11 protein-coding genes are annotated in these 11730 nt (G+C 75.5%); 4 read left to right on the top strand and 7 right to left on the bottom strand.

Annotation, left to right across the window (positions count from 1 at the left end; translation table 11 throughout):
• The first annotated feature begins 57 nt into the window (after window positions 1-57).
• Window positions 58-1206 carry a PucR family transcriptional regulator gene (locus LFA75_RS21160; protein ID WP_225235557.1) on the top strand — a complete coding sequence of 383 codons (1149 nt, stop codon included), beginning with the start codon at window positions 58-60 and terminating at the stop codon, window positions 1204-1206.
• Between the two features lie 26 nt (window positions 1207-1232).
• Here the strand turns inward: LFA75_RS21160 and LFA75_RS21155 are convergent, their stop codons facing one another.
• From LFA75_RS21155 to LFA75_RS21135, 5 genes are read right to left on the bottom strand one after another with little or no spacing between them, the layout of a single operon-like run.
• Window positions 1233-1574, bottom strand: coding sequence for a glycerol dehydratase reactivase beta/small subunit family protein (locus tag LFA75_RS21155; RefSeq protein WP_225235556.1), 342 nt, complete (start codon window positions 1572-1574; stop codon window positions 1233-1235).
• On the bottom strand, window positions 1571-3412 hold the full coding sequence (locus tag LFA75_RS21150) for a diol dehydratase reactivase subunit alpha (RefSeq protein WP_225235555.1): 1842 nt from the start codon (window positions 3410-3412) through the stop codon (window positions 1571-1573). The genes LFA75_RS21155 and LFA75_RS21150 overlap by 4 nt, the downstream gene beginning before the upstream one ends.
• Window positions 3409-3996, bottom strand: coding sequence for a propanediol/glycerol family dehydratase medium subunit (locus LFA75_RS21145; RefSeq protein WP_225235554.1), 588 nt, complete (start codon window positions 3994-3996; stop codon window positions 3409-3411). The genes LFA75_RS21150 and LFA75_RS21145 overlap by 4 nt, the downstream gene beginning before the upstream one ends.
• 1 nt (window position 3997) lies before the next feature.
• Window positions 3998-5710, bottom strand: a complete 1713-nt coding sequence (locus LFA75_RS21140; RefSeq protein ID WP_225235553.1) for a propanediol/glycerol family dehydratase large subunit — start codon at window positions 5708-5710, stop codon at window positions 3998-4000.
• Window positions 5707-6255 carry a diol dehydratase small subunit gene (locus tag LFA75_RS21135; protein WP_225235552.1) on the bottom strand — a complete coding sequence of 183 codons (549 nt, stop codon included), beginning with the start codon at window positions 6253-6255 and terminating at the stop codon, window positions 5707-5709. Before LFA75_RS21135 ends, LFA75_RS21140 begins: the two co-directional genes overlap by 4 nt.
• Before the next feature lie 134 nt (window positions 6256-6389).
• Here LFA75_RS21135 and LFA75_RS21130 point away from each other — a divergent pair, with 134 nt between their 5' ends.
• The 3 genes from LFA75_RS21130 (at window position 6390) to LFA75_RS21120 (ending at window position 9630) form a co-directional block, all read left to right on the top strand.
• Window positions 6390-6797 carry a GlcG/HbpS family heme-binding protein gene (locus tag LFA75_RS21130; protein ID WP_225235551.1) on the top strand — a complete coding sequence of 136 codons (408 nt, stop codon included), beginning with the start codon at window positions 6390-6392 and terminating at the stop codon, window positions 6795-6797.
• A gap of 129 nt (window positions 6798-6926) precedes the next feature.
• The gene (locus LFA75_RS21125) at window positions 6927-8414 is read left to right on the top strand and encodes a helix-turn-helix domain-containing protein (protein WP_225235550.1); all 1488 of its coding nucleotides are present in this window, start codon (window positions 6927-6929) and stop codon (window positions 8412-8414) included.
• Window positions 8415-8436: 22 nt separating this feature from the next.
• Entirely contained in the window at window positions 8437-9630 is a 1194-nt protein-coding gene (locus tag LFA75_RS21120; RefSeq protein ID WP_225235549.1) for an MFS transporter, read from the top strand.
• Here LFA75_RS21120 and LFA75_RS21115 read toward each other — a convergent pair.
• Window positions 9621-10367 (bottom strand): NADPH-dependent F420 reductase, encoded by a 747-nt coding sequence (locus LFA75_RS21115; RefSeq protein ID WP_225235548.1) that lies wholly within the window; start codon window positions 10365-10367, stop codon window positions 9621-9623. The genes LFA75_RS21120 and LFA75_RS21115 overlap by 10 nt on opposite strands.
• A gap of 29 nt (window positions 10368-10396) precedes the next feature.
• The gene (locus tag LFA75_RS21110; RefSeq protein ID WP_225235547.1) at window positions 10397-11722 is read right to left on the bottom strand and encodes an NtaA/DmoA family FMN-dependent monooxygenase; all 1326 of its coding nucleotides are present in this window, start codon (window positions 11720-11722) and stop codon (window positions 10397-10399) included.
• Window positions 11723-11730 lie beyond the last annotated feature (8 nt).

The raw sequence follows: 11730 nt of genomic DNA, 5'->3' as shown, positions 1-11730 counted from the left end.
GTTTTCACCCCCTGCGAACAACGGTTCGGGGAACCATCTGGTCAGCGAGGAGTTGCGGTGTCCGAGCCCAGCACGTTGTCCGTCGAGGTGGCCCGGACCATCCGGCGGGAGCTGCCCGGGGTCGCCGAGGCGACCGTGGCCACCATCGTCGCCGAGGTGCCGGCCTACGCCGGTGCCTACGCCGACGGCATGAGCGCGACCATCGAGAACGCCGTCCAGCTGGCCCTGGGCGGGTTCCTCGAGCTGGCCACCACCCGCGGCGCCGACGCCGCGGACACCCCGATCCAGCCGGCCCTGGACGCCAGCTACAAGCTCGGCCGGGGCGAGGCCCGCGGCGGGCGGTCGATGGACGCGCTGCTGGGTGCCTTCCGGGTCGGTGCCCGGGTGGCCTTCCGCGGGCTGGCCGACCAGGCGGTGGCCGCCGGGCTCACCGCCGCGCAGCTGGCCCGGTTCGCCGAGCTGGTGTTCGCCTACATCGACGCGCTATCGGCCGCCGCGGTGGCCGGGCACACCGACGAGCGGCAGGCCACCGGGCGGGTCCGGGCCCGGCTGCTGGAGAAGCTCGGCCAGCGGCTGCTCGCCGGGGCGCCGCAGGACGAGCTGGTCGCGGACGCCGAGCGAGCCGACTGGCCGCTGCCGCGGACGCTGACCGCCGTGCTGCTGCCGGCGGCCCGGGTGCGCGGCGCGCTGGCGCTGCTGGACGGCGGCACCCTGCAGCCCGGCGACGACGAGGTGTCGGTGCTGCTGGTGCCCGACGCGGAGGGGCCGGCCCGCGCCGCGCTGCTGCGGGCGCTGGAGGGCAAGGAGGCCGTCGTCGGTCCGCCCCGGCCCTGGTGGGACGCCGCGGCCTCCCACCGCCGGGCGCTGCGGGTGGTGGAGCTGGGCGCGGTCCCGGACGGGTCGGCGCCGGTGGACACCCAGCAGCGGTTGTGCGAGCTGGTGCTGCGGGCCGACGAGGACGCCCTGGCCGACCTGCGGGCGGCGGTGCTGGCGCCGCTGGACGAGCTGTCGGAGGGGGCGCGGGAGAAGCTGACCGAGACGCTGCGGGCCTGGTTGCTGCACCACGGCCGCCGCGAGCAGGTGGCCGCCGCGCTCTTCGTGCACCCGCAGACCGTCCGCTACCGCATGGGCCAGCTGCGCGAGCTGTACGGCGACCGGCTGGAGGACCCGCGCACCGTCCTGGAGCTGACCCTGGCGCTGGCCTGAGCCCTGGCCTGAGCTCGGGCCTGACCTCAGGTGAGCGGCAGGCCGGTGACCACGCGGGCGGCGACCCGGCCGGCGCGGCGCCCGTCCGCGGCGTCCCCCTCCAGCGCGGGGTGGTCGGCGGGCAGCTGGGCGTGGTGCACGGCCAGCGTGCCGTCGGCGGACACCCCGACGCCGACCGACAGCCGCGAGTCCCGGGCCGCCGCGTGCGCCAGCTCCACCGCCTCCCCCTCGCCGGTCTGCCGGCGCAGCGGGACACCTTCCTCCTCCGCGCCCGCGGACACCTCGCGCAGCACCCCCGCCGGAGCGCCCGGGGCGTGGTTCAGCACGATCGCCGGCGGCTCGACCCGCTCCTCCCGCCGCGGGCTCACCCGATGCCCTGGGCGAACGCGGCCACCAGGCCCGAGGCCACCGCGTTGCGCGGGCCCTGGTCGCCCAGCACGTTGCCGGTGCCGCAGACCACGCCGTGCGCGGCCAGCGCGTCGGCGATCAGGTCGGGGATCTCGAAGTCCAGCGCCGAGCCGCCCAGCAGCACCACGAAGTCCAGCCGGCGCAGGTCGCCGTCGGGGGCGACCTGGCGCAGCGCCCGCAGCGTGTTCACCACGAACACCCGGCGCTTGGCCTCCCGGCGGACCCGGCGGACGGCGTCCAGGCCGTGCCGGGTGCCGATCGGCACCGGGCCCTCCGGGCTCAGCACGACGACCCGGGCGAAGACGTGGGCGGGCAGCGGCTGGTCGAAGAACTGCACGGTGCCGTCCTCGTGCCGGACGTGGAAGAAGCTCTCCACCTTGGCCAGCGGCGACCGCTTGACCAGCTCGGCGACCTCGCGGTCGTCCAGCGCGAGCTCGGCGTCGACCAGCTTGGTGACCAGCTCCCCCGCCCCGGCGACGTGGACGGCGGTGCAGACGCCCTCGGCGGTCAGCGAGGCGGCATCGGTGGACCCGCCGCCCAGGTCGACCACGACCACCGGCGCCCGGGTGCCCGGCGTGGTCAGCGCGCCGAGCACCGCCATCTCGCCCTCGACCCCGCCGATGGTGGCCTCGGCACCCAGCTCGGCGGAGACCCGGGCGGCGACGGCGGCCATCCGGCTGCGGCTGGTGCGCACCATCGCGGCCAGCCCGACCGCGTTCTCCAGCGTGATCTCCCCGGCCAGCCCACCGCGCACCTCGGCCGGCACGAAGGTGTCCACCGCCAGCACGTCCCGGATCGCGATGTCCCCCGGCGCTCCCCCGGACCCGTCGTCCATGGTGTCGGCCATCGTGTCGCGCACCGCGGCGAGCATGCCGCCGACGTGGGTGCCGGGCTCGCCGTGCGCGTCGCGCAGCGGCTGCACCCGGGCCAGCGCGTCCATGATCGCCTCGGCGCCGGCGTCCACGTCGACCTTCACGGTGCGGACCTCGCCGCGCAGCTCCAGCACGCCGACCGGGATCCGCCGGTCGGTGACGTCCCCCGACGGCGTCCGGACGACGACGGCCGACCGGTTGCCGGTGAGCGCGCGGGCCACCGGGGACACCTGCCGGGTCTGGTCGGGGTCCAGGTCGAACACCGTCGCGATGCCGTAGGTGTTCGACAGCGTGCGGATGGTCCGGCCCGGGGCCGCCACCTCGACCGCGGCCCGCATGCCCAGGGGCACCTTCTCCACCGCGGAGACCTCGTCGACGACCGGGATCGGCTGCCGGAGGCGGTTGGTGACCAGCACGGCGTCGTCCCCGGCGAGGACGGCGGCCACCACCGGCACCCCGCGGGCGACGGCGGTGTTCAGCGCGGCGGCCACGTCGTCGAAGTCCCAGCCGTGCGGCACCACGACCACCGCGGGCTCGTCGCCCGGGTGGCCGGCGAGGTCGAGCACCGAGACGGTGGTGCCCACGCCCAGGCCCTCGCCGCCGGGGGTGGCCGGGTTGTGCCCGATCATCGTGGACTCGGTGATCACGGTCTCGGTGATGGTCTCCATCGCCAGCCCGCTGATCACCGGGGTCGCCTCGTTGAGCAGCACCCGGTCCAGCTCCCCGGGGCGCCGGCCGGCGTCGGTGAGCACCCGGCGGACGGCGGTCAGCGCGCCCTCGGTGGAGGCCGGGGTGCCCTTGACCCCGGTGGTCCGGGTCAGCGCGGTGCCCAGGTGGGTCACCTCGCCGCCCGGGCCGACCAGGGCCAGGCACGCCTCGGTGGTGCTGTTGCCGATGTCGACGCCGACGACGAGCCGGCCGCTCACCCCGCGGCGCGCTCGATGGTCACCTCGAGCTCGACCGGGCCGGCGTCCGCCCGGATGCACTCGAACTCCTTGAGGTGCAGCAGCGCGGCCTTGGCCTGCCAGCGCGGCCGGGCCATCTGGTCGTTGCGGGTGGGCACCGGCTGCGGCGACTGGCCCTTGGCGTACTGCGCGGCGTTGGACCCGATGGCCCGGAAGACCGGGGCGTCCAGCAGCGGGGACTGCGGGAAGAGCTCCAGGTTGGACAGCCGGGGCAGGTCCTTCTGGTGGATCATCGTCGTCCCGCGGGACAGCATGCCCACCGAGACGCCGGACCCGGACAGCCGGGCGGCGATGTGCGAGACCGCGGCCAGGTCGGCGGTGTTCCAGACCCGCACGACCCGCACGCCGACGCCCTGCTCCTCGATGCCGGCCATCAGCTGGCGGAGCACCTCGGCGTGCGGCACCCCGACGATGGTCTGGGTGAACGGGTCGCCGAACGCCGGGGAGACCGCGATCACCACCTCGTCGGGGCGGGTGCCCCGGGTGGCCGGGCCGGTCTCGCGCAGGGTGAGCGTGCGCTCGACCGGTGCGTCCAGGGTCGTCATCTCAGTCCACCTCGGTCTCGGGGTTGGTGGCGGAGGTGACGTGCCGGAGCTTCTTGAGCTCCTCCCACCGCTCGCCCTGCAGCCGGTAGCCGGTGCCCGGGCCGGCGTAGTCGTTCGCGTCGTTGATCGCCGACAGCGGGGTGAAGTCGGCGGTGAGGATCGCCGCGGTCTGCAGCAGGTCCCCCGAGACCCGCTGCCGGAGCACGGTGAGCAGGTTCTCCGCCACGTCGTGGAAGCCGGTGGCCTCCAGCCCGCGGACCAGGTCCAGCCCGGTGACCCCGCGGTCCATCACCTGCTGGGCGCCGGTGAGGTCGGCCAGCACGTCGCGGAACGGGTAGTCGTTGGAGCTGTTGGCGTAGGTGGCCGCCTCGACCTCCTCGTCGGTGATCCGGGGCAGCTCGAGGTAGTCGAACAGCGCCTGCAGCACCCGGGCCGCCTTCGCCCGGACCGCGACGATCTCGGCCTCCCGGACGTGCCGCAGGCCGCCGTCCACCTGCAGGTCGCGCTGGATGGTGTTCCAGTCGTCGTAGTCGTCGGTGTCGAAGTTCGACCCGGCGAACATGTTGTCCGAGTTCGGCACCGCCGAGTACCCGGAGCAGACGAAGTCGGTGCCGGGCAGCAGCTGCGGCAGCATCCGCGCGGTCCGGCGCATCGCCGAGTGCGAGAACGACTGGTCGTTCCCCGACGCGCACTCCAGGTCCATCATCGAGGCGACCAGGTTCTCCGCGGCCACGGCCCGGATGCCGCCGGGCACCGCACCCGGGACGCCGATGCAGCTGATCGAGCCGTTCTGCAGGCCCTGCACCCCGGCGCCCTTGGCCATGAGGATGCAGCGGATCTCCAGGTAGAGCATCGAGCGGCCCTCGGCGTTGCCCATCTGCACCTCCGACCCGGTGCCCGAGGTGAAGCGCATCTTGATGCCGCGGGAGGCGTAGGCCGAGGCCAGGAACGTCTTGGACCACGGGGTGTCGTCGCCGTCCACGAAGACGGACTCGGTGCCGTAGATGGAGATCGTCTCGGCGTAGGCAGTGATGCCGCGCATGCCGAGCTCCAGCTCGGTGGCCTCCTCCAGCGCGCACTGGGTGAGCACTCCCCCGCGGCCGACCTGGCCGCCGACCTGCAGCGCGATGGCCACCAGCGGGGCGTACCGGACGACGCCGAGGGTGGTCTCCAGCTCGGCGAACCCGCGCAGCGCGCCCTCGGCGGCGTCCACCGCGACCTGCAGCGGGTTGTCCCGGGCGCTGGTGGAGTGCGCCTGGTTGGCCGGGGTGCGGCGGGCCCGCATCTTCTGCATCCCCTGCATGATCTCCACGACGTTCATCAGCTTGACGACGTCGAGCACCTTGGCCGGGGTGAGCCCGCGGGTCACCGCGATGACCTCGGAGCGGGAGACGCCGGGGTCGATGAGCATCCGGGCGATCTGCACCGAGGGCAGCGCCATGGACGCCTCCGTCGTCGCCACGTCGATCGCGTGGTCGGCGATGAAGCTGTCCATGAAGTCGAAGTCGGCGCGCTCCCGGCCGTCGAGCTCCACGATCCGGCCGTCCTCGACCCGGACGGAGGGCTGCGGGTCGAAGTCGCTCTCCATCGCGACCAGGCCCTTCTCGGGCCACTCCTCGACGAACCCGTCCAGGTTGACCGGGCGGGCCTCGAGCACCTCGGTGCGCAGCGAGTGCCGGGGCTCCTCGGCGCGCAGCGGCTGGACGGCGGTCATGCGGGGCTCCCGGTGGTCTCGTCGGCGGCTGTCTCGTCGGCGGCTGTCTCGTCGGCCGCGACGGCAGGGGTGACGGCGTCCGGGCTGGTGGCGGCGGTCGCCGCGTCCTCGGGCTCGTCGTCGGCCAGCAGCCGGCGGCGGCCGTAGACCTCCGCGGCCTCGCGGACCAGCGCCGCGGACACCGGGGCGCCGTAGGTCTGCTCGAGCTTGTCGGCCATCGCGGTGAGCTTGGCCGCGGTGGAGGCCCGCGGGCGCAGCGCGTTGTACATCGACAGCACCTCGGCGTCGGGGATCGCGGTCATCTCCGCGGCCCGGCGGAAGTTCGCGGCCAGCTGCGGCCGGCCGCTGGCGTCGGCGAGCTGGGCCTGCAACTCGAGGGTCTCCGGGGCGATCCGCAGGTCCTCGGCGGTCAGCTCGCCGGAGACGACGGCGTCCATGGTCAGGGCGGTCACGGGCTTGCCGGTGGGGGTGCGCAGCAGCTCGGGCCGGTTGACCGACAGCGGGTAGTCCGCGACGGTCAGGGTGGGTGCGGTGGGACTGCTCATGCGGGGGTGCTCCTGGGGTCGACGACGTCCTGGGCGCGGGTCTTCGGGGGCACTGTGACAGCCGACACGTTGCGCGTTCGTTGCGCGGGCGCGGGGTCTGGTCTGCGGGGCGCGGAGGGGTTCTGATGGGCGCCATGAGCGCATCCCTGAGCCACGCCGACGCCCGCGCCGTCCTCGACGCCGGACTCGCCCACGCCGCCGAGATCGGCCAGCCGATGAACGTCGCGGTCGTCGACGACGGCGGCCACCTGGTCGCCTTCGCCCGGATGGACGGGGCCATCAAGGCCAGCATCGACATCTCCACCCGCAAGGCCGTGACCTCGGTGCTGATGGCCGCCCCGACCGCGGCGCTGACCCCGCTCGTGCAGCCCGGCGCCGAGCTGTACGGCCTGGAGCAGACCGCCGGCGGCATGGTGGCCTTCGGCGGCGGCATCCCGCTGGTCCGCGACGGAGTGCTGGTCGGCGCCGTCGGGGTCAGCGCCGGGTCGGTGGAGCAGGACGTCTCGGTGGCCGAGGCCGCCGTCGCGGCGCTGCCGGGCTGAGTACCTCGGGCTGAGCACCCCGGGCACCCCCGGCGCTTGCCCGGGCACCCCGCGCCCCCGATGATCTGGGGGGCGTCGAGGTGACCGGCGCCACGTCGAGGGCAGGGGGCGACCGTGGCCGGACGACGGGTGGGGCGACCCGCGAGGGACCCCGGCACCGACCCGGCGGCGCACGCCCGGGTGCTGACCGGCGTGTTCGACGCCGTCCTGTCCGGCGACGAGCACGGCCCCGCGCCCCGGCCGGTGGTGTCGGCGTCCTGGCAGCGCAGCCTGGCCGCGCACGTCGACCCCGAGCACCGCACGCCCCCGGTGGTCTACGCCGAGGACGAGCTGGCCGCGGTGCGGGACGCGCACCCGCTGGCCGAGGTGCTGCCGCTGCTGCGCGGCACCCTGGCCAGCATCGCCGACGAGGCGATGCACGTGATGCTGGTGACCGACGCCGCGGGCAACGTGCTGTGGCGGGACGGCGCGGCCAAGCTGCTGGTCCGGGCCGACGGCGTGGGCCTGTTCCCGGGCACCAACTGGAGCGAGGCCGCGATCGGCACCAACGCCATGGGGACGACGCTGGCGGTGGACGCACCGGTGCAGATCCACTCCGCCGAGCACCTGGTGCGCACCTACCACTCGTGGACCTGCGTGGCCGCGCCCGTGCACGACCCGGACACCGGCGCGATCCTCGGCGCGGTCGACGTCAGCGGCCCGCTGCACACCGTGCACCCGGCGCTGGTGCAGCTGGTGGCGGCCACGGCGCAGCTCGCCGAGCACCACCTGCGGGTCAAGCTGGCGATCGCCGACGAGCGGCTGCGGATGGAGAACATGGGCCACCTGACCCGGCTGGGCCCGGCCGCCGGCGCGCTGGTCACCCGGTCGGGCCGGTTGCTGGCCGGGCAGCCCTACGGCTGGTGGCCCGAGCGGGTCGCGCTCCCCCCGGCGCAGGACCGGCTGGTGCTGGACAACGGCGCCGAGGTGGTCGTCGAGCCGCTGGCCGACGGCTGGCTGCTGCGCTCCCCCGCCCGCCCGGTCCGGTTGGCGCCGGCCCCGCCCACGCTGACCCTGCGGTTCCTGGGCGACGGGCTGCCCCGGGCGCGGCTGGACGACCGGCCGCTGCCGCTGACCCTGCGCCCGGCCGAGGTGCTCACTGCGCTGGCCGTGCACCCCGACGGGCTGACCGGTGAACAGCTGGCGCTGCTGCTGTACGGCGACCGCGGCAACCAGACCACCGTCCGCGGCGAGGTGCACCGGCTGCGGCAGCTGATCGGCGCCGACCTGCTGATGACCCGGCCCTACCGGCTGGCGGCCACCGTGGACAGCGACGTCCTCGCCGTCCGGCGGGCGCTGACCGACGGCCGGGTCGCCGACGCGCTGGCGGCGTCCCCCGGCCTGCTGCTGCCCCGGTCGGAGGCACCCCTGGTGCGCGGGCTGCGCGAGGAGCTGGCCGGCGGGCTGCGCCGGGCCGTGCTGGACACCGGGGACGTCGACCTGCTGCACCGGCTCGCCGGCAGCGGCGTGGGCGCCGACGACCTGGCCGTGCACGACCGGCTGCTGGAGCTGCTGCCGGCCGGGGATGCCCGCCGCGGTGCGGTGCTGGCCCACCGGGACCGGCTGCTGGCGGGCTGACCCGGGCTGCGACCATCCGCGGGTGGTGCGAGCGGGCCGGGGGGACCTCCCCCGGGAGGTGTGGGTGCTGGCCGTCGTGGCCTTCGTGGTCGCGCTCGGGTTCGGCATCGTGGCGCCGGCGATCCCGCTGTTCGCCCGGTCCTTCGGGGTGGGGACGACGGCCGTCGGGCTGGCGGTCAGCGCGTTCTCGGCGGCCCGGTTCGCCTCCGCGTTCGGCGGCGGGGCGCTGGTGGAGCGGCTCGGCGAGCGGCTGGTGCTCAGCGCCGGGCTGGTGGTCGTCGCGGCCGCCACCGGTGCGGCCGGCCTGGCGACCAGCTTCCCGGTCTTCCTGACCCTGCGGGCCCTGGGCGGGGTGGGCAGCGCGATGTTCACCGTGGCCGCCCTGTCGCTGCTGCTGCGGGTGGCGCCCCCGACCCACCGCGGCCGGGCGGCGGCCACCTACCAGGGCGGGTTCATCCTCGGCGGCATCGCCGGCCCGGCCTTCGGCGGCGTGCTGGCCGAGCTGTCCCCGCGGTTGCCGTTCTTCCTCTACGCCGGGTTCCTGCTGGCCGCCGGCGCGGTCGGTCTCGCCCAGCTGCGGGTGCCCCCGGGCCCGGTGGACGCGGACCTGGTCGCCGCGCCCGAGGTGCCCACCGCGCGACCGCTGCCTGTGCGCGCGGCGCTGGCGCACCCGGCCTACGTGGCGGCGCTGGCCGCCAACTTCGGCGTCGGCTGGATGCTCTTCGGTGTCCGCAACTCCCTGGTCCCGCTGTACGTGACGGAGGAGCTGGGCCGGACGGTCGCCTGGGCCGGCGCCGGCCTGCTGGTCGGGTCGCTGGCCCAGGCGCTGGGGCTGCTGCGGTCGGGCCGGCTGGTCGACGGGTGGGGACGCCGTCCGTCGCTGCTGCTGGGCGCCGGGCTGGCCACCGCGTCGGTCGGCGTGCTGGCCGGCCCGGCGTCCACCCCGGCGTTCCTGGTGTCGATGGCGGTGTTCGGCCTGTCGGCGTCCCTGCTGGCCAGCACCCCGGCCGCCCTGGTCGCCGATGTCAGCCCGGTCCGCGGCGGGCGAGTGGTGGCGGTGTTCCAGATGGCCGCCGACCTCGGCGGGATCATCGGCCCGCTGGCCGCCGGTGCGCTCACCGACGCGGCGTCCTTCCAGGTGGCGTTCGCCGTCACCACCGGGGTGCTGGCGCTCGGCCTGGTCGCCGGCCTGCGGATCCCGCGGGCTCAGGGGTAGAGCAGCCGGTTCACCCGCACGATGAAGTCCGGCCCGCGGTCCGCGGACGGGTCGCCCATCAGCTCCCCGAGCACCGCCATCGCCAGGTCGCGGCGCTTCGGCGAGCGGGCCGGGTCGGCCGCGGCGAGGGCTGCGGGCAGCTCGGCGAGGGTGAGGTCGGTGCAGTAGGCCGGGGCGCCGGGCTGCTGGCGCCAGGAGTCGGCGAGCGGACCGGCGTCGTGGGCGTCGAAACCGGTCTGCTCGACCAGCAGCCGGCCCAGCGCGCGGTCGGCGTCGTCGTCGGCGGACACCGGGAGCGCGATCCTGTCCGGGGCGCCGGCGGGCCGGGCCAGGCCGGCGAAGGACCCGGCGACGATCGAGTTCCAGGCCTTGACCACCGGGCGGCCCAGCTGCTCGCTGACCCACAGGCTCTCGACCTGGCCGTCGTCCAGGGCGGAGATCTGGCCGTCCCGCATCGGGTAGTAGTTCGAGGTGTCGAGCAGGACGGCGTCGGGGGCCAGCCGGTCGACGACGGGCCGGATCCCGGGGATCGCGGACAGCGGGATGGAGACGACCAGCGCCTCGACGTCGGTGGCGACGTCGTCGGCGTGCACCGGGCGGCCACCGGCGTCGGTGACCTCGGCCGGGATGGTCTCCGGGCCGCGGGAGTTGGCGACGCGGACATCGTGCCCGGCGGCGGTCAGGCGGGCGGTGAGCGTGGCGCCGATGTTGCCGACGCCCAGGATGCCGATCTGCATGGTGGTCCTCCGTGGGTGGTGGTGGGTGGTCAGGCGGTGAGTCGGGGGTCGAGCCCGTACTGGTCGGGGACGCCGAGGTTCTCCCGCAGCGTGGGGCCCTCGTAGTCGAGGTGGAACAGCCCGCGCCGCTGCAGGATCGGGACGACCTGGTCGACGAACGCGTCGATGCCGTCGGCGTACACGTCGATCGCCAGGGAGAACCCGTCGCAGGCACCGGCCTCGAACCAGGCCTGCATGTGGTCGGCGACGTCCTCGGCGGTGCCGGGCACGACCGGGTGGTAGTCGATGACGCCGTGCGCGAGCACGTCGCGCAGCGTCCAGCCCTCGCGGGCGACCTGCAGCGCATGCGGGGCGCGCGGGTCACCGGGCGAGGGCCGCGCGGCGGCGAGCTGGTCGGCGGTGAGCGGCTCGTCGAGCTGGGCCGGCTCCAGGCGCAGGCCCAGCATCGAGCCCAGGTAGCCCACCCGCTGGTCGAGGTCGACGACCTCGTCCAGCCGGCGGCGGCGGTCCAGGGCCTCGCGCCGGGAGCCGGCGATGCTGGGCATGAAGCCGGCGAACAGCTTGACCTCGTCGGGGTCCCGGCCGACGGCGACGGCCGCGGCCCGCAGCGCGTCCCGGTGCGCCCTGCCCTCGGCGATGCTGAACGGGTTGGCGTAGACCCCGTCGGCGTACCGGGCGGCGACCTCCAGCCCGTTGCCGCCCCCACCGGCCTGGAAGACGACCGGCTGGCCCTGCTCCGACGGCGGGATGGGCAGCGGGCCGCGGGCGGCCACGTGCTCCCCCTGCAGGCCGACCGGCCGAATCTTGTCCGTGTCGGCGAACTGGCGGCGCTCGGCGTCCAGCACCCAGGCGTCGCGCTCCCAGCTGCCCCACAGCGCCTGGACCACCTGCACGACCTCGTGCACCCGCTGGTACTTCTGCGCCCGCGGCGGCAGCGCGATGCCGTAGTTGGCGGCCGCGGCCGGCAGCGAGGTGGGGACGGCGTTCCAACCGGCCCGGCCGTGGCTGGCCACGTCGAGGGCCTTGAACTGCCGGGCGATCGTGTACGGCTCGTTCAGCGTCGTGGACGCGGTGGCCACCAGCCCGATCCGCTGCGTGGCCCGGGCCATCGTGGTCAGCACCACCAGCGGGTCGATCGAGTGGTTCGGCACCGCCCGGGAGATGTCGTTCTCCAGCGCGGGGGTGTCGGCGAGGAAGACCAGCTGGATCTTCCCCCGCTCGGCGGCCTGGGCGTACCGGGCGAACACGTCCATGTCGGTGTAGCTGCGCGGGTCGACCCCGGGCATCCGCCAGGAGCCCGGCTGGGGGCCGTAGCCGTTGGCGATCTGGATGGCCAGGAGCAGCTGGTCGGGCACGGGACGTC

Source organism: Klenkia terrae (assembly GCF_900491935.1).
Classification (GTDB): domain Bacteria; phylum Actinomycetota; class Actinomycetes; order Mycobacteriales; family Geodermatophilaceae; genus Klenkia; species Klenkia terrae.
The sequence above is the reverse complement of the archived record's forward strand: the minus strand, read 5'-3'. Positions and strand labels throughout refer to the sequence as shown.